The sequence below is a fragment of the Aeromicrobium fastidiosum genome (assembly GCF_017876595.1).
In the GTDB taxonomy this organism is placed as follows: domain Bacteria; phylum Actinomycetota; class Actinomycetes; order Propionibacteriales; family Nocardioidaceae; genus Aeromicrobium; species Aeromicrobium fastidiosum.
Genome location: NZ_JAGIOG010000001.1, coordinates 2,173,809 through 2,196,603 on the forward strand (window position 1 = coordinate 2,173,809; position 22,795 = coordinate 2,196,603).

Below are 22,795 nucleotides of genomic sequence, written 5' to 3' on the forward strand. Positions count from 1 at the left end.
TAGTCCGGCCAGCGCACTATGCCGCGTTGAGCAGATCGCACGAGCACCGGTGGTGGAACGCGACGTTCCACACGGCGCGCTGGTCGTGCCCGGGGCCGACGACCAGGCACCGGCCGACCGTACGGGGCAGGTCGCCGTCGAGCACGGCCATGATCTCGGCGGCGACCTCGACCGCGGCGGCATGCGCGGTGAGGCCAGCGAGGGCGGTGGGTCGCGCGTGCGGCGGGCGCTGGCCGAGCTGGTGGACGAGCGCCGGCCAGGCCGGGTCCCAGTCGGCCCTGTGCAGGTCGTGGCACGAGACGCACGGCGTGCGACCGGGACGGACGAACGGCCCGATGCGCACCCTGTCCTCGTCGATGACGACGGGCAGGTGGTCGAGGCCCAGCACCGAGGCCTGCTCGTAGACCGACCGGGAGGCCTCGCCGTACGAGATGACGACCAGCAGCTCGGGCTCGCCGGGGGACAGGTCGACGAGCCCGGACGAGGCGAGCGCCGCGCGCGTCGCGGCGACGAGGTCGGACGCGCCGGCCGATGCCACGAAGCCGACGGCCCGTGCGGCGGGTCGGCGCGGCTCGACCTCGGCCGCGTCGACGACGGCTCCGGCGGCGCGCAGGCTCGCGAGCACCTCGCGGACGTCGTCGGTGAGCTCGGGGATGTCGTGAGCGGCCATCACGGCGAGGCGGTCGACGTCCCGCACTCCGTCGAGCAGCCGCAGCAGCGCCACGAGCCCGGGTCGGTCGTCGACCACGATGCCGGGCGACGTGCCGACCTGCAGGTGCGTCGCGTCGCGCCGCAGCAACGGGGCACCGGGGCGCAGGGCGGGTCGGAAGATCATGCCGACAGCGTCGTCCCGGCTGCTCCCCGTGGCGAACGGGTCGTCCACAGCGCGGTCGAAACCGCTGCGATCGCGGCACGGGTACGGCGCGACGCGCCGGGTGCGAGCGGCGCAGGTTCCGCGCGATACTGCCCGTCACGCGTAGTCTGACAGTGACCTGCATCACATCAAGGAGACTGTCATGGCTGAAACATGGAGCGGCGAGTTCTACTGCGTCAAGTGCAAGGACAAGCGCGAGACGTCCGGCGAGGTCCACGTCAGCGACAAGGGCACGCGGATGGCCAAGGGCGTCTGCCCGGTGTGCGGCACCAAGCTCAACCGGATCCTGGGCAAGGCCTGAACAGACACGACGACGGCTCCCGGCCGCGTTCGTCTTCCCCAAGCGAGCGCGGCCGAGGGCCTCGATGGAGCATGACCGTAGGGCGTCGCGTGCGCTCCCGTCAACCGACTTCACCGAACTGTTGTCCACGCTTGTGGATAACCATGGGGACAACGTGTGGGGCGCGCCGTGGGACGTGTGGACGAGGACGTGCACAACCTGTGGACGAACTGGGGACCACGGCAGCGGCAAGCCCCTGACCTGCGGTTCAGCATGCATCCTCCTGTGCACAACTATTGCTGACGGGGCCCGGTAGATTGGTCCCGTGAGCGAGGTCGAGATCCGTCGCAGCGCCCGGCGCAAGCGCACCGTGCGGGCCTATCGGGAGGGCGACAAGACCATCGTCCTGATGCCGGCCAACCTGTCGAAGAAGGTCGAGGACGAGCACGTCCGATCGCTCGTGGCACGGCTCGACCAGCGCGAGCAGCGGGTGCGGCCGAGCGATGACGAGCTGCTGTCCCGCGCGTCCCACCTCTCGCGCACGTGGCTCGACGGCGAGGCCGTCCCGTCGTCGGTGCGGTGGGTGACGAACATGGATCAGCGGTGGGGCTCGTGCTCGAGCGACGACCGCAGCATCCGCATCTCGCACCGGCTCAAGGGCGTGCCCACGTACGTGCTCGACTACGTGCTGGTGCACGAGCTGGCGCACCTGATCGAGCCCAACCACGGCAGGGGCTTCTGGACGCTCGTCGCCGCCTACCCCGACGTCGAGCGCGCTAAGGCCTTCCTCGAAGGCGTGTCGTGGCAGCAGCGATGAGGTCGCGCACCGACTGATCGGTCCCCTCGGGCAGGTCGTCGGCCGCGAACCAGGCAAGGTCGTCCGACTCGTCGCTGATGACCTCCTGCGCGCCCGCAGGTGCCACGGCGACGTACTGGACGTCGAGGTGGTGCGAGGGTCGGATCGGTCCGCACGAGGGAACCTCGTGAAGCGACAGCAGCACGGGCTCGCGGTCGATGGCGAGGTCGGCGATGCCGCTCTCCTCGCGCCCCTCGCGCAGCGCGGCCTGCGCGAGTGTCTCGTCGACGGGCTCGCAGTGCCCGCCCGTCTGCAGCCACCGGCCGAGCCGCCGGTGCAGCGTCAGCAGCACGCGGGAGTGATCGGCCGAGACGATCAGCGCACTCGCCGTGAGGTGATCGGGATGGCAGTCGCGGCTCATGGCGTCGGCGTGGCGCTCGAGGTGGTCGAGGTAGACCTGCCGAAGCCGTCGCTGCTCGGGATCGGACGACGACCAGCTGGTCAGGACGTCGTGCGCGTCGTCACGCAGCGTCACGCGGTCGGGCCTGCGCCGTCGCCCTTGCCATCGTCGTCCTGGCCACCGTCGAGCAGCTCGCCGAGCTCGGCGTCGAAGTCGTCGTCGCCCTGCGACCGCTTCTCGCCCTGCGCGAAGCCGAGCGGGTCGTCGAGGTCGGACGCGGCGGGCATCAGGTCGGGGTGGCCCCACACGGCGTCGCGCGCCTCGGCGCCCTGGCGATCGCGCAGCGCGGCCCAGAGCGTCGTGGCCTCGCGCAGCTTGCGGGGGCGCAGCTCGAGCCCCACCAGGGCGGCGAACGTCTGCTCGGCCGGTCCGCCGGTCGCCCGACGGCGACGCATCGCCTCGGCGAGCGGGGTCGCAGCCGGCATGCGTCCAGCGGTCGCCTGGGCGACGACCTCGTCGACCCAGCCCTCGATGAACGCGAGCAGCGTCTCGAGCCGGTCGACGGCCCGCTGCTGCTCGGGGGTGCGCTCGGGCTCGAACATCCCGCCAGCGAGGGCCTCCTGGATGTCCTCGGGGCGGGACGGGTCGAGGCCCCTCATCTGCGACTCGATCGCCGCGACGTCGATGCGGGTGCCCCGGCCGTACTCCTCGATGGCCCCGACCAGCGCCGAGCGCAGCCAGGGGGAGTGCTGGAAGAGCCGGTGGTGCGCGCACTCGCGCAGGACGACGTAGAGGAGCACGTCGGACGCAGGGTGCTCGAGCCCCTCGCCGAACGCCTCGACCCCGGCAGGGATGACCGCTGCGACGCGATCGCGTCCGAGCGGGAGGCCGATGTCGGTGGACGAGACGACCTCACCGGCGAGCCCGCCGAGCGCCTGACCGACCTGCTGGCCGAACATCGCGCCGCCGGCCTGCGACAGCATGCCCATGAGCGGGCCGGCCATCGCCTTGGCCTCCTCCGGCAGGGCTTCGCCCATGGCCTTGACGACGTGCTGGGCGATGGGCTCGACGAGCTGCTGCCACGTGTCGGCCGTCTCCTCGATCCAGTGCGCCTTGCTCCAGGCCGTCGCCGAGGTGGCTCCGGCGGGGAACGAGGTGGCGGTGTCGAGCCACATCTCGGCGAGCCGGGCGGCGTCGTCGACGGCGCGCTGCTGGGCCGAGGTGGGCGACGGGTCGGGACCGGCCGCCGCGAGGGTCTGGCGTGCGACGTCCTTGGCGAGCTCGAAGTTGACGCTGCCCTCGTGCGGGGCGAACATCTTCTGCATCTGGCCCATGATCTGGTTCATGTCGATCTGGCCGCTCGAGAACGCGCCGAAGATCTGCTCCATCGGCGTGCCCTTGAAGGGGTTCTGGGCGTCGTCCTTGTCGTCATCGGCCATGCGTCAACACTACCGAGTGCGGCCAGCGGCTCCACGCAGATCGTGTTCGCCCTACGATGAATCTCCATGACCGTTGTTCGCCTCGTCGACATCCGCGAGAGCCCCCTGAGCCTCGACGAGGTCTACGCCGCGGTGACCGATCCGGCGGCGGGTGGCATCTGCCTGTTCGTCGGCACGGTGCGCGACCACGACGGAGGGCAGGCCGTCTCTGCCCTGGGCTACTCGTCGCACCCCACCGCCGTCGCTCGGCTGCGCGACGTGGCCGAGCGCATCGCGGGGGAGTGCGACGTCGTGGCGCTCGCGGGCGTCCACCGCGTCGGTGACCTGGCGATCGGCGATCTCGCGGTCGTCGTCGGTGCGTCGGCGGCCCACCGTGCGGACGCCTTCGAGGCCTGCCGGCGGCTCATCGACGAGCTCAAGGCAGACGTGCCGGTGTGGAAGCACCAGACATTCGTCTCGGGCGAGGCGGAGTGGGTCCATCCCGATCAGCCCGCGTAGCGCGGAGGTTGGCATCGTTCACTAGGATTCACCCGTGTCCGACCCCACACGGCTGAGCCGTCGCTACTCGACGATGGTCGTGGCGACGATCTCGCTCATCGTGCTGACGTGCGTGGCCTACCTGATCCCGGTGCCCTACGTCACGATGCGACCGGGCCCGGCGTTCGACACGCTCGGGAAGTTCGACGACCAGCAGATGTTCACCTTCGGCGACGGGGTCAAGACCTACCCCACCTCGGGATCGCTCGACTTCACGACGGTGTCGGTGACGCGCGCCGACAGCAAGGTGTCGCTCGTCGACGCCGTCACGTCGTGGTTCGACCGCGACGTCGCGGTCGTGCCCAAGTCGCTGGTCTACCCCGACAACCAGACGGCCCAGCAGTCGACCGCGGCCTCGGCCGCGCAGCTCGATGGGTCCAAGGACGCCTCGCGCGTCGCGGCCCTGCGTGCCGCCGGCTACACGGTCGCCGAGCGGCCGCAGGTCGCGGGGCTCACCGAAGGCGGTGCCGCGACCGACTTGCTCGAGGTCGGCGACGTCATCACGCAGGTCGACGGCACCGCCGTCGCCACGTCGGAGCAGGCCGTCGGCATCATCGGGGCCAAGAAGCCCGGCGACGTCGTCTCGATCACGGTCGAGCGCAAGGGTGCGACCAAGACCGTCGACATCACGACCCGTCCAGCCGACGACGACCCCGCCGTGCCCCGCATCGGCGTCTCGCTCGGCACCAAGTACACGTATCCCGTCAAGATCGACAACAACGTCGGCCGCGAGATCGGCGGCCCCAGCGCCGGCACGATGTTCGCGCTGGCGATCTACGACAAGCTCACCCCCGGCGAGCTGACCGGCGGCAAGAAGATCGCCGGCACCGGTGAGATCACCGCCGACGGAGTCGTCGGTCCGATCGGTGGCGTCCGGCAGAAGATGCGCGGAGCCGCCAACGCCGGGGCGTCGATCTTCTTGGTGCCGCAGGCCAACTGCGACGAGGCCACCGACGGCGACGACGACGGCCTCAAGCTCGTCAAGATCACGAAGCTCGCCGATGCGATCTCCTCGCTCGAGGCGCTCGCCACGAACCCCGACGCGAAGGTGCCCGCATGCAGCTGATGCCCGACTCGCCGCTGCGGCGCGCCGCGCTCGAGGTCGAGTCCCACGTCGCCGCCGAGGGCTGGGACCAGTCGCCCCGCCTGTTCGCGCTCGTGGCGACGGCCGACCTCATCGCCCACGAGCCGGCCCTCGCCGACCAGCTGCCGGCCGAGCCGGGCAGCATCACGCCCGTCGAGCAGGAGCTCGACCACTCCCGTGAGCTCGAGGACCTGCTCACCGAGATCGAGTGGCCCGACGCCGTGATCGGCTGCGCCGCCGTCATCGAACGCATCATGCTCCCGCCCGAGGCCGAGGAGTCGCTGCCCGACGACCCGGAGGCGATCGTCGCCGCTGCGGCCGCGCATCCCGACCGACAGGAGGTGCGCCTCGTGGCAGCCGTCACCCGTGCCGGCCTGTCGCACAGCGCCGTCCGCGCCCGTGAGCCCGAGGAGGCCGCCCTCCTCGAGGGCCCCGATCTCGTCCCCGGACTGATCGAGCACCTCCGCGGCACCCTGACATAGAGTCTTGATCCACCCCTACCCAGGAGACCCGTGAGCGACATCTTCGGAACACCCCGACCTCGACAGCCGCGTCCTCCTGCCGGCCGCCGTCAGAAGGTCCTGGTCCCGACCCTGATCACGCTGGCCGTGCTGCTGTTCCTGGGCTCGATCTTCACGAGCGTCTGGACCGACCGGCTGTGGTTCAAGTCCGTCGGCTACAGCGATGTGTTCCGCAGCATCCTGTTCACCCGCATCTCGATGTTCGTGTCGATGGGGCTGATCTTCGGACTCTTCGTCATGGTCAACCTGTACCTGGCGTTCCGCACCCGCCCCGAGTCGGTGCCGGTGCGCCGCGACGACCCCGCCTACCGCTACCGCCTCGCCCTGACGCCGATCATCCGTCCGATCGGCATCGGCGTCTTCGTCGTGCTGACGGCGTTCAGCGGATCGGTCGGCGCCAGCCACTGGGACACGTTCAAGACGTGGCGCAATGCCACGCCGTTCGGCATCAAGGACCCGCAGTTCGGCAAGGACGTCGGGTTCTACACGTTCGACTACCCGTGGTGGCGCTTCATCACCTCGTTCTCGTTCGCGATGATTATCGTGACGGTGCTCGCGGTCGTGTTCGTCAACTACGTCTACGGCGGCATCCGCATCGCGGGCCGTGGCCCGAAGCTCACGCGCTCCGCGCAGATCCACCTGTCGGTGCTGGTGGGCCTCGGCATCCTGACCCGCGCCGTGTCGTACTACCTCGACCGCTTCGGGCTGCTGGTCGCCAACGGCGGGCTCGTCGACGGCGGCACGTTCACCGACATCAACGCACGCATCCCCGCCAAGAACATCCTGATCTGGGTGGCGATCGCCTGTGCCCTGCTGTTCTTCGCCTCGATCTTCATCCGCTCGTGGGCGCTGCCGGCGATCGGTCTCGGGCTGCTCGCGGTCTCCTCCATCCTCCTGGGCGCGATCTGGCCCGCGATCATGCAGGGCTTCCAGGTCAAGCCGTCCGAGCCCGACAAGGAAGCGCCCTACATCGCGCGCAACATCGAGGCGACCAGGCAGGCCTATGACGTCGCCGACACCCAGGTCGAGTCGTACAGCGCGACGACCGACCTGACGCCCGAGGCGCTCGCGGCGTCCGCCGAGTCGCGCGTCAGCACCCGCCTGCTCGACCCGACGCTCATCTCGGACGCCTTCGAGCAGTTGCAGCAGGTGCGCGGCTACTACTCGGTGCCCAAGACGCTCGACGTCGACCGTTACACGCTGCCCGGCGAGACCCGTCCCCAGGACACCATCATCGCGGCGCGCGAGCTCAACCTCAGCGGTCTGCAGGCCAACCAGCGCAACTGGGCCAACGACCACACGGTCTACACGCACGGCTACGGCATCATCGCCGCACGAGGCAACCAGCGCGGACCCAACGGCGAGCCGGTCTTCACGGCCAGCGACATCCCGCAGTCGGGTGAGATCGAGACCTCGATCCCGCCGCGCATCTACTTCGGCGAGCAGTCGCCGTCGTACTCGATCGTCGGACGACCCAAGGGTTCCGCGCCGATCGAGGTCGACATCCCGCGTGGTGGCTCGGCCTCCAGCGACAGCGACAGCGACACGTCCAACGTCACGCAGAACACGTACGACGGCAAGGGTGGCGTGCCGGTCGGCAACCTGTTCCACAAGGTGCTGTACGCCTTCAAGTTCGCCGAGCCCAACATCGTCCTGTCGGGCCGCGTGAACGCCGACTCCAAGATCCTGTACGACCGGGAGCCCCGCGACCGGGTCAAGAAGGTCGCGCCGTGGCTGACGGTCGACGGCGACACCTACCCGGCCGTCGTCGACGGTCGCGTCGTGTGGATCGTCGACGGCTACACCACGAGCAACTCCTACCCGTACTCCGAGCACCGCTCGCTGCGCGAGGCCACGGCCGACACGCTGACCGATGGCAACGCGCAGGCGGCACTGCCAACCGACCAGGTCAACTACATGCGCAACTCCGTCAAGGCCGTCGTCGACGCCTACGACGGCACGGTCAAGCTCTACGAGTGGGACACCAAGGACCCCGTGCTCAAGACCTGGAAGAAGGTCTTCCCGGGCGTCATCGAGTCCAAGAGCTCGATCAGCACCGCGCTGCTCGAGCACCTGCGCTACCCGGTCGACCTGTTCAAGGTGCAGCGCGACGTGCTCCAGCGCTACCACGTGACCGACGCGCAGACGTTCTACGAGGACGGCGAGCGCTGGAAGGTGCCCGAGGACCCGACGGCCCCCGCCAGCTCGCGTGCCCTGCAGCCGCCGTACTACCTGTCGACGGCGCGTCCGGGCGAGACCGATCCCAAGTTCTCGGTCACCAGCGTCTACCTGCCCAACAGCCGGCAGAACCTCGCGGCGTTCGTGTCGGTCAACTCCGAGGCGACCGACACCGAGAACTTCGGCAAGATGCAGATCCTGCAGCTGCCGAGCGAGACCCAGATCCCGGGTCCGAGCCAGATCGCCAACTCGTTCCAGACCGACCGTGGTGTCACCCAGGCGCTGTTGCAGTTCGAGCAGTCGCGGGAGGCGCGCATCCTGCGCGGCAACCTGCTGACCCTGCCGGTCGGCGGCTCGCTGCTGTACGTCCAGCCGGTCTACATCCAGCGCAGTGCGTCCGAGGGGTCGTTCCCGGTGCTCCAGTTCGTCGCGGCGACGTTCGGCGAGTCGGTCGGCTTCGGCACGACGCTCGACGAGGCGCTGAAGGTGGCGCTGGGCATCGAGCAGGGCACGACGCCCCCCGCGGAGGACGGCGAGGGCGACACGCCCGACCAGCCCACCGACGGCGGGGGTGGCGGAGGCGCTGACACGCCTGCCAAGACGACGGCGCAGTGGCTCGCGGAGGCGTCGGCCGCCTACAACGATGCGCAGGCTGCGCTCGAGAAGGGCGACCTGGCCGGCTACCAGAGCAAGATCAACGCGATGAACACCGCGATCGAGGGGGCCCAGGACAGCCTGGGAACCGCCAAGTAGCACGTTCGTAGACAGCAGGAGCCCGGGACCGATGAGGTCCCGGGCTCCTGCTGTCTACGGCCGGTTGGTTCCGCCGTCCGTCAGACGAGGTAGTGAAACATCGGGCTGCCGGGCGGCACCTGCTCGACGCCGAGCTGGCTGTCGTCGAGGCGCGCGAGCAGGCCGGGCAGGTCGTTGCGGTCGGCGAGCTCGATGCCGATCAGGGCCGGACCGTTCTCACGGTTGTTGCGCTTGACGTAGTCGAACAGGGTGATGTCGTCGTCGGGGCCGAGGACGTCGTCGAGGAACCGGCGCAGCGCTCCCGGCTCCTGCGGGAAGCTGACCAGGAAGTAGTGCTTGAGGCCGCGGTGGATCAGCGAGCGCTCGAGGATCTCGCCGTAGCGGCTGACGTCGTTGTTGCCGCCGGAGACGACGCACACGACGGTCGACCCCGGCTCGATCTCCAGGCCGTCGAGGGCGGCGGTCGCCAAGGCCCCGGCGGGCTCGGCGATGATGCCGTCGGACTGGTACAGCCGCAGCATCTCGGTGCACAGGTGCCCCTCGTCGACCGTCACGATGCCGGCACCGGCGTCCCGCACCAGCGGATACGTGTGCTGCCCGACCGTGCCGACCGCGGCACCGTCGACGAAGGGGTCGACCGACTCGAGCGGCACAGGCCGGCCCGCGTCCATCGCTGCTGTCATCGATGCCGCGCCCATCGGTTCGGCCCCGACGGTGCGCGTCGCCGGGTGCCGATCGGCCAACCAGGTGCCGATGCCGGCGATCAGTCCGCCGCCGCCGACGGGCAGCACCACGACATCGGGTGCTGACCCCAGCTGCTCGACGATCTCGGGGGCGACGGTGCCCTGCCCGCTGATCGTGCGCGGGTCGTCGAAGGCCGGCACCATGACGGCTCCTGACGCGTCCGAATCGAGCTGTGCCGCCCACAGGGCGTCCTCGTAGGAGTCGCCGACCACGATGACCTCGACGTCGGTGCCTCCCAGCGTGACGATGCGCTCACGCTTCTGGCGCGGCGTCGTGCCGGGGACGAAGATGCGGCCGTGCACCCCGAGCCGCTGGCACGCCAGCGCGACGCCCTGCGCGTGGTTGCCGGCGCTCGCGCACACGACACCCCGCGCCCGGGCGTCGTGGTCGAGCTGCACGATGAGGTTGTAGGCACCGCGGATCTTGTACGAGCGGACGGGCTGGAGGTCCTCGCGCTTGAGCCACACCTGCGCGCCCGTCGCTTGGGATAGACGCGCGTTGAGCTCGAGCGGGGTGCGGCTGACGACCTCGGCGACGCGGGCGGCCGCGGCGTCGATCGTGGCGGCGGTGACGGGGGAGGGGACGGCGTTGCTCACGTCGACCCACGCTAGACCTGCCCGTTCCATCACCCCGTGGAGGACCCGATTTGGCCTGCCGGACACGCACCTGTAATGTTGTCTTCAGCGACGCGGGGTGGAGCAGCTCGGTAGCTCGCTGGGCTCATAACCCAGAGGTCACAGGTTCAAATCCTGTCCCCGCTACCAATCGAAATTGTCCGGAACTTGAGGCGAAGATTAGTCTCTCGTTTCGGACTTTTTCGTTTCATGGCCTGTACCTGACCCTCGCGCTCGTGCAGATGTACGTCTGCGGCTCTGCGACCCACACGGGACGCCAAGCTGATTGCGCCTTGAGCTGAAGGAGCGGGCGGCTCCGCTAGTCGGTGAGTTCGACGCCAGCGAAGGCGCGGACAACGGCGGCCTCGGTCAGACCGACGAGCGTCTTGCTGAGGGGTGACGTGTTGCCGGGAGTCGCTTCGATCTTGCTGTCGCGGAAGATCTGGATGCCCGCGGCGCTCATGAACCCGTACTCGCCGGGTTCTGCGGGGTCGTCGACTGCCAGCAGCACCCGGTCGCCGACTTGCAGCCAGGGCCATCCTTCGTACGTGAACGGGATCTTCTTGCCGTCGCGGATGATCCAGCCGGGAGTGACGACCTGGAACTTCTTGAGGTCTTTCTTGCCGGCGAGGTTCTTGCTGACCGTGACGGTGATCGTGCGCCGAAGTTCCTCGGTGCTGTGTTCGCCGTCGCCTTGTGGAGCTGACGGGCCGTCCTCCTCGGCCGTGATCTGGCCGAGAACGACGTTGACCGCGGACATGGATCGAAGATCCTTGAACTGAGTGCCGAAGTCAGCGGATGCGTACTCGACTTCTGCCACTGGGGCCGTGGGGGTCGGGATGGATGACTGGACGGCAGCTGTTCGGTCAGCGTCACTAGGGCTAGTGGCCCCGCCGCAGGCACCGAGAAGTGTTGCCACCACGAGCGCCGGTGTGATCTTGAGGAACAGATTCTTCATCGTCTTCTCCTTGGTCATCAGTACGGTCCGCTGTTCTGCATGTGGTAGGCGTTGTGGGAATTGAGGTGTCCCGTGTAGTTCCCTTCGACCTTGCCGCTGATGAGGCAGCCGTAGGTCGCAATCGAGTAGTTGTATGGGTCGCGGTGATGCAGGCCGACGCTGTGACCGGTCTCGTGACACGCGACCTTCTTTCGCAAGCTCTGCCACATGCTGGGAAACGCGTGATTGAAACGGACGTGAGCGTGGGAGCAGTAGCCTCCGCCAGCAAGCGTCGAGCAGAAGTACGAGCCCATGACGTCGGCACCGATTCCGTCATCACGCAGGTAGTGCACGTCAGCGTCCGCGTGGGAGCCGTAGTACGTCTGCCACTCAGACAGCGGGTCGTACTCCTCCGTGCGCGCAGCGCGGACACCGTCTTTCCACACCTCAGGCAGGTTCGCGTCGTAGTAGGTGTAGATGTTCTTGTTCGTCTGCCAGCACACTTCCTGGTTCGACGCGCAGCCGTCGTAGTCGAAGTTGTCGGCCTGGGCGGGTGTGGGTGCCCCCAGCGAGGCCGTCAAGGCGATGAGCCCAGCGCCGACAAACGTCCGGATCTTCGTGCCCATCATCCTCATACCGTTCCCCTTCGCGACGACGTGTCGCCACCATGGCCTACCACCAACCCGCTGTCTCGCTTTCGAAGCAGTCAGATCTTCCGAGGCAGGAAAGTTGTGACCGAGCTGATAACTGTTGATGTCAGTTACACGCGCTTGGTCTTGATTGTGGGCAGCGGACAAGCGTTCGGACGAGGAACTGCCGCCCGAATAATCATCGGCGTCGAGGGCGGCAGGTGGGACTGCTGCACGATCAGGTGACGCAGGACCTTCCGGGTGGCCTGTATGTCGTGCGCCGAGTTGAGGACGTTCAGCACGGTCGCTTTGGATACTCCAACTTTTGATGGCACTGCGCGACTGCTCTCTCCGCGCTGGCACAGCCCGACCAGTGACGCCTGCTCGATCGTCGTCGATGGACCGTCCGACGCACAGGCCATGGACTGACCGACTGGTACAGTTCTGGCATGTCGCCGGCTGAGGGGTCTCTCGCAGTGCGTCGGCGCTGGTTGGCCTTGGTCGTCCTGATGCTTGCCACCCTCTTGCTGGCCATCGACGCCACGGTGCTGGCTCTCGCGGTGCCGTCGCTGACGGCGAGCCTGGCGCCGACCGCCGAGCAGGTGCTCTGGATCGGGGACATCTACTCCGTGGCGCTGGTCGGCCTGCTCGTGCTGATGGGCAACTTGTCCGACCGGTTCGGACGCAAGAGGGTGCTGCTGCTGGGAAGTGCCGCATTCGGCGCGGCCTCGGTGCTTGCGGCGTTGTCGACCTCCGCGGAGATGCTGATCGTCGCTCGACTGCTGCTCGGGGTCGCTGGCGCCACGCTCATGCCGTCGACGTTGTCGTTGATCCGCAACATCTTCGACGATGACGCCGAGCGAACCCGCGCGATCGCCCTGTGGTCCGTCGCGATCGGCGCCGGCTCTGCTGTCGGTCCGCTGGTCGGCGGCGTCCTGCTCGAGCACTTCTGGTGGGGATCAGTCTTCCTGATCAACGTCCCGATCATGGTCGTGGTCATCGTGAGCGGCGTGCTGCTGCTGCCGGAGTCGAAGAACCCCGATCCCGGACGCTTCGACGCGTCCTCGGCCGTGCTGTCCGTCGTCACCATCGTCTGCGGGGTCTATGCCGTCAAGCATGTGGTCGATCACGGTGTCGACGCCCGGCTGCTGGTGACTGTCGTCCTGGCGGTCCTGGCCGGTGTCGTCTTCATCCGCCGGCAACGACGGCTGGCCCATCCGCTGGTCGATCTCGACCTGTTCGGCTACCGGCCCTTCGCGGGCGCGGTCTTCGCCAATCTCATCGCCATCTTCGCGCTGGTCGGGCTGTTGTTCTTCTTCTCGCAGTACCTGCAGCTCGCCCGTGGCATGAGCCCCCTCGAGGCCGGGCTCGCGGAGCTGCCGGTGACGCTCGCATCCATCGTCGTGGTGCTGATCATCGCGGCGATGGTCAGGCGCATCGGGCGTGGACGGTCGATCGCGACAGGGTTGGGCTGTGCGTCACTGGGACTGACCGCGACAGCGTTCACGGTCGGCAACGCGCACTTCGTGTGGCTGGCGCTGGCGCTCGTGCCGATCGGGCTCGGGATCGGGGTCGCGATGACGCTGGCCGCCGACGTCATGCTGTCCGCTGTGCCTCCCGCCAAAGCCGGCGCCGCGTCGGCCATCACCGAGATGGCCAACGAGCTCGGTGTGGTGCTGGGCATCGCGGTGCTCGGGTCGTTCCTCTCGCTGATGTACCGCAGCGGTCTCTCGGTGAGTGATGCGACGGACGCCGGGACCCGCGCCCGAGTCGAGGACTCCTTCGCCTCGGCCACGGCGGTGCTCGATCCGGGCTCGCCTGCCTATGCCGCGGCCCGTACGGCCTTCGTCGACGCGGTGCAGACGACGTCCCTCGTCGCCGCCGTGATGACGCTGGCGGCGGCAGCGGTGGCGTGGCGACTCATCCCGGTCGGACGGGACGCCGCCGTCCCGGTCGCGGACGCGTAGGGTCGGCCGCATGGGTCGCACGACGGGTCGTTCGCCGGCCGACACACGCCGCGACATCCTGGCCGCTGCGGCCGCAGCGTTGGTGCAGAAGGGGCGCTCGGCGAGCCTGAGCGACATCGCCAACGGGGCAGGAGTCACCAAGGGCGGCCTGTTGTATCACTTCGGCTCCAAGGACGAGCTTCTCGCTGCGCTGGCTCGCGACCTGTTCGCGTCCTACGACCGCCTGCTGCAGTCGATGCTCGATCCGGACGACGACGAGCCCGGACGGCTCTGCAGGGCCTACATCCGGTCGAGCTTCGTCCCGTGGTCGCCCAGCGAACCAGGTTTCATGGACCACATCGTGCTCTCGGCCCTGATGATCGAGCCGCACGTCGCCGAGATCACGAACGAGTTCACCGTCCGGCTGGACGAACAGCTGCTCGACGACGGACTTCCGGCGGACGTCGTCGACCTGATCGTCGCCGCTGCTGACGGTGCCTCGATGCAGCCCCTGTGGTGGACGGAGGCGCCGGTCGAACGCCGTGCCGAGCTCGAGCAGAGGCTTCTGGCCATGACCGTCGTCCACTGACTCCGGTCAGGCGGACGATCCCGGCAGCTGCGCACCGTGGCGTGTCGGCGACGACTCCTCGAACAGCAGCAGCGTCCGTGTGCTGATGACGCCGTGGATGCCCTGGATCTGGTCGAGCACGAGTCGCCGCAGATCTGCGTTGTCCCGCGCCCGCACCAGAAGGACGACGTCGAACTCTCCTCCGACGAGGGCGATGTGCTCGACTCCCTCGAGCGTCCGCAGCTCGGCATGGATGTCGCGCCAGTCCGGTTGGTTGACGTGCATCGTCACGTAGGCGGACGTCTTGAGGCCGCGTGCGACGGGGTCGACGACCGCGGAGAAGCCCGTGATGACGCCCGACTCGGTGAGCCGTTCGACGCGTGCGTAGGCGTTGGCGCGGGAGATGTGCACCTGTTCGGCGAGCTGGCGCATGGACAGTCGGCCGTCACGTTCGAGAGCACCGAGGATCCGCTGGTCGATCGCATCGAGTGTGGTGTCGGCCATACGTCTCGAACTCCTGGGGTCGGTCGTCCTGGGGTGGACGATTGGCGTGCGGACAGTCTATTCGACGAGACGACTTCTCGGCTTCGCGGCACTGCTGGCGTCCAGACGGTTCGAGAAGCCACGATGGAGCCATAAACCGACCGATCGTAAAGGAATGGCCGATGTCGCACGCTGACCTGCTACCGGCGGACGTCCCCGTCCAGCTGATCGATCCCGACGGTCGAGTCACGGCCTCAGCCGACGCCCTGCCGTCCCCTGAAGCGCTGCTCCGCGCGCACGAAGCACTCGTCATCGGACGACGCATCAACGACCAGGCGTACGCGCTGGTCCGGCAGGGCCGCTTGGCCGTCTACCCGTCGTCCCACGGCCAGGAGGCCTGCGAGGTGGCGGCGACGCTGGTGCTCGAGCAGCAGGACTGGCTGTTCCCCACCTACCGCGACACCGTGTCGATCGTCTCGCGCGGCGTCGACCCGGTCGAGGTGCTCGTGCTGCTGAAGGGCGACTGGCACTCCGGCTACGACCCCGTCGCCACCAAGGTCGCCCCTCAGGCCACTCCGCTCGCGACCCAGCTCCTGCACGCCGTGGGCGTCGCCCACGCGGCGACACTGCGTGGGGAGGACACGGTGGTCATGGCCATGTGCGGCGACGGTGCCACGAGCGAGGGTGACTTCCACGAGGCGCTCAACTTCGCAGCCGTCTTCAAGGCACCCGTCGTCTTCTTCGTGCAGAACAACGAGTTCGCGATCTCAGTGCCGCTGGCGCGGCAGAGCGTCGCGCCGTCGCTGGCCCACAAGGGGGTGGGCTACGGCGTGCGCGGCCAGCGCGTCGACGGCAACGACGTCGCCGCGCTGCTCTCGGTGCTCGGTGCAGCAGTAGAGGCCGCCCGGTCGGGCGAGGGTCCGCAGCTGGTCGAGGCGCACACCTACCGCATGCAGGCGCACACCAACGCAGACGACGCGACCCGCTACCGCACCGACGACGACGTCGAGGCGTGGCGCTCCCGCGACCCGCTGCTGCGCAGCGCCGCCTACCTCACGGCGCAAGGACTGCTGACCGACGATCGCGTGGCCGAGATGGACGAGAAGGCCGAGCAGGTCGCGGCCGCCATGCGCGCGGGCCTCATGGCCGATGTCCAACCGGACCCGCAGGAGCTGTTCCAGCACGTGTACGCCGAGCCCACGCCGCAGCTGCGGGAGCAGGCGGCCTTCCTCGCCGAGGAACTGAGTCGAGAGGACGCTGTCTGATGGCCGAGAACCCAGCAGGTCAGCACGAGAAGATCACGATGGCCCAGGCGCTCAACCGCGCGCTGCGCGACGCGATGACCGAGGACGACTCCGTCCTGATGTTCGGCGAGGACGTCGGACCACTCGGCGGCGTCTTCCGCATCACCGACGGCCTCACCGCGGAGTTCGGCGAGAACCGTTGCTTCGACACCCCGTTGGCCGAGTCCGGCATCGTCGGCATGGCCGTCGGCCTCGCGATGAACGGCATGCGCCCGGTCGTGGAGATGCAGTTCGACGCCTTCGCCTACCCGGCGTTCGAGCAGGTCGTCAGCCATGTCGCCAAGCTGCGCAACCGCACCAAGGGCAAGCTGGCGATGCCCATCACGATCCGCATCCCCTACGCCGGAGGCATCGGCGGGGTCGAGCACCACTGCGACTCGTCCGAGGCCTACTACGTGCACACGCCCGGACTGACCGTCCTGGCACCTGCCACCGTGGCCGACGGGTACGCGATGCTGCGAGCCGCGATCGCCTCGCCCGATCCGGTGGTGGTGCTCGAGCCCAAGAAGCTCTACTTCAGCAAGGACGAGGTCGACCTCGAGGTGCCCCAGCCGGGCATCGGCCGAGCCGTGGTCCGCCGGGAGGGCACGGACGCGACGCTGATCGCCTACGGCACGTCGGTGCCGCTGGCCCTGGAAGCAGCCGACGTCGCGGCAGCCGAGGGCCGCAGCCTCCAGGTGGTCGACGTGCGATCCCTGGTGCCGTTCGACGACGAGACGGTCTGCGCGGCCGTGCGCTCGACCGGCCGCGCCGTCGTCGTCGCCGAGTCGGCGGGTTTCGCGAGCGTCGCATCGGAGATCACCGCCCGGGTGACGGAGCGGTGCTTCCACCACCTCGCGGCACCCGTGCGACGAGTCACCGGCTTCGACATCCCGTACCCGCCTCCGAAGCTCGAGAGGTACCACCTGCCGAGCGTCGACCGGATCCTCGACGCCGTCGACTCCCTCCAGTGGGACGACGCATGAGCGCCCAGACCTTCACGTTGCCCGACCTCGGCGAGGGTCTCACCGAGGCCGAGATCGTCCGCTGGCTCGTCTCTGTGGGCGACGAGATCGTCGTGGACCAGGTGGTGGTCGAGGTCGAGACGGCCAAGTCGATCGTCGAGGTGCCCTCGCCGTACGCCGGTGCCGTGAGCATCCTGCACGCGGAGGAGGGCAAGACCCTCGACGTCGGCAGGCCGCTCATCTCGGTCGATGCCGGGGGCGCGCCGACCGCCGACGATGCCACTGCTGCTGAGGAGCAGTACCGCGAGGAGGAGCAGGCCGGCTCGGGCAACGTCCTGATCGGCTACGGGACGTCCGAGGCCCCGACGGGTCGGCGACGCCGTGCTCCGAGGTCGGCGGTCAGTCCCGTGTTCGAGCCCCAGGGGAGCCCGACCACGGGACCGCAGCGCGTGCCGCGGGTGACGTCGCCGCTCGTGCGCCGCATGGCTCGGGAGGCGGGCCTGTCGGTGGCCACCATCGTCGGCACAGGGCCGGACGGCCTCATCACCCGGCGTGACGTGCAGGCCGCCATCGCGGGCTCGCAGCCCGTCGCCGTCGTCGCTCCTGACGCGGCGCCTGCCGCGCCCGCCGCGCAGCCGAGCGTGCGCACCGGGCTCGAGATCGCCGAGCGGGTGCCGATGAGCGGCTTCCGCAAGGCTGTCTCGGCCGCACTGAGCCGTAGCCGCAGCGAGATCCCCGAGGCGACGGTGTGGGTCGACGTCGACTTCACCGAGCTCTTCGCCATGCGTGAGCTGTCGAAGGCCCGCGGTGCGGCGGTCCCGGGGCTGCTGGCCTACCTGGCGCGGTTCACCGTGGCGGCGCTGAAGACCTACCCCGAGCTCAACGGCGAGGTGGACGCCGAGCGCAACGAGCTGATCCGCTACGAGGGCATCAACCTCGGCATCGCGGTGCAGAGCGACCGGGGGCTCGTCGTGCCGGCCGTGCAGCGCGCAGACCGGCTCACGACCCTCGAGCTCGACGCCGCCCTGCGCGGCCTCACCGAGTCGGCACGGCAGGGCAAGTCGTCACAGACCGAGCTGACATCGGGGACCTTCACGCTCAACAACTACGGTGCCTTCAACGTCGACGGCAGTGCCGCGATCGTCAACCATCCGCAGGTCGCGATCCTCGGTTTCGGACGCATCATCGACCGTCCGTGGGTCGTGGACGGCCAGATCGTCGTCCGCAAGATCGGCCAGATGTCGTTCGTCTTCGACCACCGCGTGTGCGACGGAGGTGTCGCCTCCGGCTTCATGCGGCAGGTCGCGGACGCGATCGAGAGCCCCGCCCAGGCGATCAACCACCTCTGAGTCAGGAGCGCCACCATGACCGAACCCGTCGTGATCGACCGTGATGCTGCGGTTGCGACCGTCACGATCGACCGTGCCGACCGCCGCAACGCGCTCGACCGCCCGACGAAGATCGCGCTGCGCCGGGCCCTCGACGAGGTGGCGGCCGACCCGGCTGTGCGGGCGGTGGTGCTGACCGGGGCCGGGTCGGCGTTCTGCGTCGGTCAGGATCTCGGCGAGCACGCCGCGGCGCTCGAGGACGACGCAGGCACCGCCTTCGCGACGGTCGACGAGCACTACAACCCGATCGTCATGGCGCTGGCGACGATGCCGAAGCCCGTCATCGCGGCCGTCAACGGTATGTGTGTGGGGGCGGGCCTCGGCTTCGCGCTCGCGTGCGACCTGCGCGTGCTGGCTGCCGGTGCCAGCCTCGGCACGGCCTTCAGTGCGATCGGGCTGACGTGCGACTCGGGACTCTCGTCGACCTTGTCCCGGGCGGTGGGGGAGTCGCGGGCGAAGGAGTTGGTGCTGCTGGCCCGTCCGTTCTCGAGCGAGGACGCCGTCGCATGGGGCATCTCCGGTGAGGTGGTGCCCGGTGAGGACGTCCTGTCGTCCGCTCAGGCGCTGGCCACGCGGCTGGCAGCCGGCCCCACGGCTGCCTACGCCGCCTCGAAGAGGGCCATCGCCGACGCGTGGACGATGACCCTGCCCGAGGTGCTTCGCGCCGAACGTGCCGCCCAGCAGGCACTGGGCCTGACGGCCGACCACCAGGGTGCCGTCGCAGCGTTCCTGGCCAAGCAGAAGCCAGCGTTCACCGGACGGTGAACGCACACCACTCACCTGCGATGGAGAAGACCAGATGACCCACGCCCGTCCTCAGATCCGTGCCGAGGTGGCAGCGCTTCCGGCCTACAAGCCGGGCAAGAAGCCGGCCACATCGGGCCGGCCAGTCAAGCTGTCCAGCAACGAGAATCCGTTTCCGCCCCTCGACGGCGTCCTCGCCGAGGCGACCGCATGTCTGGAGGGCCTCAACCGGTATCCGGACATCGCAGCCGTCGAGCTCAGGACGGCGCTGGCCGAGTCGGTCGGGCTCGGTGCCGGCAACGTCGCGCTCGGCGCGGGTTCGGTGGCCGTGCTGTATCACCTGCTGTCTGCGGTGTGCGAGCCCGGCTCTGAAGTCGTCTACGCGTGGCGATCCTTCGAGGCGTACCCCATCGCCGCGGGTATCGCGGGCGCGAGGAGCGTCCAGGTGCCTCTTCGTCCCGACGCAACGCACGACCTGGATGCCATGCTCGCCGCCGTCAACGAGAAGACGCGCGTCGTCATCGTGTGCTCGCCGAACAATCCCACCGGAACGGTCGCGGATCGCCGCGAGTTCGAGCTGTTCCTGGCTGCCCTGCCCCGCGACGTGGTGTGCGTGCTCGACGAGGCGTACGTGGAGTTCGTGCGTGGCTCTGACATTCCCGAACCCGTGCACCTCCTGGCCCAGCACGAGAATCTCGTCGTCCTCAGGACGTTCTCCAAGGCCTACGGACTGGCCGGTCTGCGGGTGGGCTATTCCCTCGCGAGCGAAGAGCTGACCGAGGCCATGGCGAAGACCGCGATTCCCTTCGGCGTGACGCAGCTGGCGCAGACCGCGGCACTCGTCTCGCTGGGTCGGACGGACGACCTGCGCGACCGGGTCGACGCCATCGTCGAGGAGCGGGATCGGGTCGCCGCTGCGCTTCGCGGGCTCGGGTTGGCGGTGCCTGACGCCCAAGGCAACTTCGTCTGGCTCGCCCTGGGCGACGCCGCGTCCGACTTCGCCGGGACGTGCGAGCTCCAGGGGGTGGCTGTCCGGCCGTTCGACGGCGAAGGCGTGCGCGTCACGGTCGGCACCGTCGATGAAAACGACCGCCTGATCGCGCTGGCCGAGCAGTGGGCGGGGGCACCCGTCGGGGCGACGGCTCGCTCCTGACCGGAGGCAGAAGGCCCGACACCCAGCGGGTGTCGGGCCTTCGTGCGCACTGGTTCAGAGCGAGGTCTCGACGACCTCGCCGCTGAACATGACGGTCGACGCGACGTCGAACGTCTGCGCGTCCGCGGCGGTGGTGGCCATCTCGGGCGACTTCAAGGCCGCCTTGAGCGCGTCGCCGTCGTCGAACCACAGCTCGGCCACGAAGTACGGGGCCTCGGTCCCGAGCCCGCGGGGGTGCGACGTCGTGAAGCGACGCAGTCCGGGGAGCGCGGACGCCAAGGGCACGTGGACGTCGGCGTAGTGCTTCTCGAACTGCTCGGCGTCGGCCGGTGTCCCGTACTCGATCGTGATGCGGTGCATGGGTGTCCTCTCGGTGGTCTCTGGGTGGTCTGTGGGTGGGGTCGTTCAGCTGGCGAGCGTCTTGGCGACGAGCGTCAGCACGTCGTACGTCGCGACGGGCTGGCCCTCGGCGTTGGTGACGACGGCGTCCCAGCGCACCTCGCCGTAGTCGGCGCTGTTGCGGGGGCTGATCTGCTTGACCGTGAGGGTCACGTCGATCGTGTCGCCGGCCTTGACCGGGGTCAGGAACCGCAGGTCGTCGACGCCGAAGTTGGCGAGCACCGGTCCGGGGTTGGGCTCGACGAACAGGCCTGCGGCGATCGAGACCACGAGGTAGCCGTGGGCGACGATGCCACCGAACAGGGGGTTGGCCGCTGCGGCCTCGGGATCGGTGTGGGCGTAGAACGTGTCGCCGGTGAACTCGGCGAAGTGGCCGATGTCGTCCAGCGTGATCGTCCGGGACGCCGAGCGGATCGTGTCGCCGATCGTCAGCTCGGCCAAGCTCTTGCGGAACGGGTGCACGTCGTCGACGAGCTGCGCGGAACCCTTGGTCCACCGCCCCGTGATGGCCGTGAGCATGTCGGGGGACGCCTGGATCGCGCTGCGCTGCATGTGGTGCAGCACGCCACGGATGCCGCCGAGCTCCTCGCCGCCGCCGGCGCGTCCGGGACCGCCGTGCACCAGCACGGGCAGGGGAGAGCCGTGACCGGTCGACTCGGGCGCGTCGTCGCGGTCGAGCACGAGGATGCGTCCGTGCCACGGGGCCAGGCCGATCGTGACGGTGCGAGCGACCTCGGGGTCGTGGGTGACCAGCGAACCGGCGAGGCTGCCCTGGCCCTTCGCCGCCAGGGCGATCGCCTCGTCGAGCGAGTCGTACGTCAGCACCGTGCTGACGGGGCCGAAGGCCTCGACGTCGTGCGGCTCGGTCGCGCCGGCTCGTGCGCGCAGCAGGATGGGAGAGATGAAGGCGCCCGTCGAGGCGTCGCCGCCGACCACGTCGACCGCGTCGGGATCGCCGAACACGATCTCGGCCGAGCCGCGCAGGGCCTGGACGGCCTTGCGCACCTCGTCGCGCTGACCGAGACTCGCCAGGGCACCCATGCGGACGCCCTCGGCGGTCGGGTTGCCGACCGTGATCGTCGCGAGCCTGGCGCTGATGGCCTCGACCACGGCGTCGGCGATGCCGGACGGGACGATGGCGCGGCGGATGGCGGTGCACTTCTGGCCGGCCTTGACCGTCATCTCGGCCACGACGCCCTTGACGAACAGGTCGAACTCGGGATCGTCGGTCGCGACGTCGGGTCCGAGGATCGAGCAGTTGAGCGAGTCGGCCTCGATGCCGAGCTGCACGCCTCCGTGCAGCACAGACGGGTGCTGGCGCAGCGTCGCGCCCGTGGCGGCCGACCCGGTGAACGCCACCGAGTCCTGCGCGCCGAGCTGGTCGAGCAGGCCTTCGGGGCTCCCGCACAGCAGCTGCAGCGAGCCCTCGGGAAGGATCCCGGAGTCGATGATGCGCCGGACGACCGCCTCGGTCAGGTAGGCGCCGTCGCTGGCGGGCTTGACGATCGTCGGAAGCCCGGCCAGGAAGGCGGGGGCCAGCTTCTCGAGCATGCCCCAGACGGGGAAGTTGAAGGCGTTGATCTGCACCGCGACGCCGGGCCGCGAGGTGTACAGGTGCTGGCCCAGGAAGACGCCGGTCTTGCCCAGCTGCTCGGTGCCGCCGTCCAGGACGATCGTGTCGTTCGGCAGCTCGCGCGCGCCCTTGCTGGCGTAGCTGAAGACCGTGCCGATGCCGCCGTCGATGTCGACCTGCGAGTCCCGCAGCGTGGCACCGGTGCGGGCGGACAGCGCGTAGAGCTCGTCCTTGTCGCTGCCGAGGTGCTTGGCCAGCGACTTCAGCAGGCCGGCGCGTTGGTGGAACGTCAGCGCGCGGACGGCGGGGCCGCCGACACCCCTGGCGTGATCGACCATCGCGGCCAGGTCGAGGCCGGTCGACGAGATGCGCGCGACCTCCTCGCCGGTCGACGCGTCGAGCAGCGCCCGCCCTTCGTCGGGGGCGCTGTACCAGGATCCAGCCGCGTAGCTCTCGAGCAGTCTGCTCATGGAAAAACCTTTCGTTGACCGAATCTGATGTCGCGTG

Annotated in this window: 22 protein-coding genes and 1 tRNA gene; 14 read left to right on the forward strand and 9 right to left on the reverse strand. The window is 69.2% G+C overall.

The window, feature by feature from the left end; genetic code table 11:
* Positions 1 to 16: 16 nt before the first annotated feature.
* The gene (locus tag JOF40_RS19730) at positions 17 to 835 is read right to left on the reverse strand and encodes a hypothetical protein (RefSeq protein WP_129185251.1); all 819 of its coding nucleotides are present in this window, start codon (positions 833 to 835) and stop codon (positions 17 to 19) included.
* A gap of 181 nt (positions 836 to 1,016) precedes the next feature.
* Between JOF40_RS19730 and JOF40_RS10740 the strand changes: the two genes are divergently transcribed.
* On the forward strand, positions 1,017 to 1,175 hold the full coding sequence (locus JOF40_RS10740; RefSeq protein ID WP_188111937.1) for a DUF5679 domain-containing protein: 159 nt from the start codon (positions 1,017 to 1,019) through the stop codon (positions 1,173 to 1,175).
* A 304-nt stretch (positions 1,176 to 1,479) separates the two neighbouring features.
* Positions 1,480 to 1,971 carry a M48 family metallopeptidase gene (locus tag JOF40_RS10745; RefSeq protein WP_246153019.1) on the forward strand — a complete coding sequence of 164 codons (492 nt, stop codon included), beginning with the start codon at positions 1,480 to 1,482 and terminating at the stop codon, positions 1,969 to 1,971.
* On the opposite strand, the gene JOF40_RS10750 is transcribed toward JOF40_RS10745, so the two are convergent.
* On the reverse strand, positions 1,931 to 2,485 hold the full coding sequence (locus JOF40_RS10750; RefSeq protein WP_129185250.1) for an NUDIX hydrolase: 555 nt from the start codon (positions 2,483 to 2,485) through the stop codon (positions 1,931 to 1,933). The genes JOF40_RS10745 and JOF40_RS10750 overlap by 41 nt on opposite strands.
* The gene (locus JOF40_RS10755) at positions 2,482 to 3,789 is read right to left on the reverse strand and encodes a zinc-dependent metalloprotease (RefSeq protein ID WP_129185249.1); all 1,308 of its coding nucleotides are present in this window, start codon (positions 3,787 to 3,789) and stop codon (positions 2,482 to 2,484) included. Before JOF40_RS10755 ends, JOF40_RS10750 begins: the two co-directional genes overlap by 4 nt.
* Positions 3,790 to 3,855: 66 nt before the next feature.
* Here JOF40_RS10755 and JOF40_RS10760 point away from each other — a divergent pair, with 66 nt between their 5' ends.
* From JOF40_RS10760 to JOF40_RS10775, 4 genes are read left to right on the forward strand one after another with little or no spacing between them, the layout of a single operon-like run.
* Entirely contained in the window at positions 3,856 to 4,287 is a 432-nt protein-coding gene (locus JOF40_RS10760) for a molybdenum cofactor biosynthesis protein MoaE (protein ID WP_129185248.1), read from the forward strand.
* Positions 4,288 to 4,321: 34 nt separating this feature from the next.
* Positions 4,322 to 5,392: a YlbL family protein gene (locus JOF40_RS10765; protein ID WP_129185247.1), complete on the forward strand. Its 1,071-nt coding sequence runs from the start codon at positions 4,322 to 4,324 to the stop codon at positions 5,390 to 5,392.
* Positions 5,383 to 5,892: a PPA1309 family protein gene (locus JOF40_RS10770; protein ID WP_209674525.1), complete on the forward strand. Its 510-nt coding sequence runs from the start codon at positions 5,383 to 5,385 to the stop codon at positions 5,890 to 5,892. Before JOF40_RS10765 ends, JOF40_RS10770 begins: the two co-directional genes overlap by 10 nt.
* 30 nt (positions 5,893 to 5,922) lie before the next feature.
* Positions 5,923 to 8,862, forward strand: a complete 2,940-nt coding sequence (locus tag JOF40_RS10775) for a UPF0182 family membrane protein (RefSeq protein ID WP_129185246.1) — start codon at positions 5,923 to 5,925, stop codon at positions 8,860 to 8,862.
* 80 nt (positions 8,863 to 8,942) lie between these two features.
* Here JOF40_RS10775 and ilvA read toward each other — a convergent pair whose 3' ends face one another.
* Entirely contained in the window at positions 8,943 to 10,202 is a 1,260-nt protein-coding gene (gene ilvA, locus JOF40_RS10780; protein WP_246153021.1) for a threonine ammonia-lyase IlvA, read from the reverse strand.
* 91 nt (positions 10,203 to 10,293) lie between these two features.
* Here ilvA and JOF40_RS10785 point away from each other — a divergent pair.
* Positions 10,294 to 10,370, forward strand: a tRNA-Met gene (locus JOF40_RS10785).
* Positions 10,371 to 10,539: 169 nt separating this feature from the next.
* Here the strand turns inward: JOF40_RS10785 and JOF40_RS10790 are convergent.
* Both JOF40_RS10790 and JOF40_RS10795 read right to left on the reverse strand, forming a co-directional pair.
* On the reverse strand, positions 10,540 to 11,196 hold the full coding sequence (locus JOF40_RS10790) for a hypothetical protein (RefSeq protein ID WP_129185245.1): 657 nt from the start codon (positions 11,194 to 11,196) through the stop codon (positions 10,540 to 10,542).
* Complete coding sequence (locus JOF40_RS10795; protein ID WP_149712880.1) at positions 11,196 to 11,783, reverse strand: zinc metalloprotease; 588 nt, start codon at positions 11,781 to 11,783, stop codon at positions 11,196 to 11,198. The genes JOF40_RS10790 and JOF40_RS10795 overlap by 1 nt, the downstream gene beginning before the upstream one ends.
* A gap of 512 nt (positions 11,784 to 12,295) precedes the next feature.
* Between JOF40_RS10795 and JOF40_RS10800 the strand changes: the two genes are divergently transcribed.
* Positions 12,296 to 13,753, forward strand: coding sequence for an MFS transporter (locus JOF40_RS10800; RefSeq protein WP_245343124.1), 1,458 nt, complete (start codon positions 12,296 to 12,298; stop codon positions 13,751 to 13,753).
* Between the two features lie 10 nt (positions 13,754 to 13,763).
* A complete protein-coding gene (locus tag JOF40_RS10805) occupies positions 13,764 to 14,321 on the forward strand; it encodes a TetR/AcrR family transcriptional regulator (protein WP_129185242.1) in 558 nt (185 codons plus the stop codon).
* A gap of 6 nt (positions 14,322 to 14,327) precedes the next feature.
* Here the strand turns inward: JOF40_RS10805 and JOF40_RS10810 are convergent, their stop codons facing one another.
* Positions 14,328 to 14,804, reverse strand: coding sequence for an Lrp/AsnC family transcriptional regulator (locus JOF40_RS10810; RefSeq protein ID WP_129185241.1), 477 nt, complete (start codon positions 14,802 to 14,804; stop codon positions 14,328 to 14,330).
* Between the two features lie 161 nt (positions 14,805 to 14,965).
* Here JOF40_RS10810 and pdhA point away from each other — a divergent pair, with 161 nt between their 5' ends.
* The 5 genes from pdhA to hisC are packed head-to-tail and all read left to right on the forward strand — an operon-like array spanning position 14,966 to position 20,316.
* Entirely contained in the window at positions 14,966 to 16,048 is a 1,083-nt protein-coding gene (pdhA, locus tag JOF40_RS10815; protein ID WP_129185240.1) for a pyruvate dehydrogenase (acetyl-transferring) E1 component subunit alpha, read from the forward strand.
* Positions 16,048 to 17,052: an alpha-ketoacid dehydrogenase subunit beta gene (locus JOF40_RS10820; protein ID WP_129185239.1), complete on the forward strand. Its 1,005-nt coding sequence runs from the start codon at positions 16,048 to 16,050 to the stop codon at positions 17,050 to 17,052. Before pdhA ends, JOF40_RS10820 begins: the two co-directional genes overlap by 1 nt.
* Positions 17,049 to 18,380 (forward strand): dihydrolipoamide acetyltransferase family protein, encoded by a 1,332-nt coding sequence (locus tag JOF40_RS10825; RefSeq protein WP_129185238.1) that lies wholly within the window; start codon positions 17,049 to 17,051, stop codon positions 18,378 to 18,380. The genes JOF40_RS10820 and JOF40_RS10825 overlap by 4 nt, the downstream gene beginning before the upstream one ends.
* Before the next feature lie 15 nt (positions 18,381 to 18,395).
* The gene (locus JOF40_RS10830) at positions 18,396 to 19,184 is read left to right on the forward strand and encodes an enoyl-CoA hydratase/isomerase family protein (RefSeq protein ID WP_129185237.1); all 789 of its coding nucleotides are present in this window, start codon (positions 18,396 to 18,398) and stop codon (positions 19,182 to 19,184) included.
* Positions 19,132 to 20,316, forward strand: coding sequence for a histidinol-phosphate transaminase (hisC, locus tag JOF40_RS10835; protein ID WP_246153024.1), 1,185 nt, complete (start codon positions 19,132 to 19,134; stop codon positions 20,314 to 20,316). Before JOF40_RS10830 ends, hisC begins: the two co-directional genes overlap by 53 nt.
* 54 nt (positions 20,317 to 20,370) lie before the next feature.
* Here hisC and JOF40_RS10840 read toward each other — a convergent pair whose 3' ends face one another.
* Together JOF40_RS10840 and paaZ are read right to left on the reverse strand one after the other, a co-directional pair.
* Positions 20,371 to 20,676, reverse strand: coding sequence for an EthD family reductase (locus tag JOF40_RS10840; RefSeq protein WP_129185236.1), 306 nt, complete (start codon positions 20,674 to 20,676; stop codon positions 20,371 to 20,373).
* Positions 20,677 to 20,721: 45 nt separating this feature from the next.
* Positions 20,722 to 22,758, reverse strand: coding sequence for a phenylacetic acid degradation bifunctional protein PaaZ (gene paaZ / locus JOF40_RS10845; RefSeq protein WP_129185235.1), 2,037 nt, complete (start codon positions 22,756 to 22,758; stop codon positions 20,722 to 20,724).
* Positions 22,759 to 22,795 lie beyond the last annotated feature (37 nt).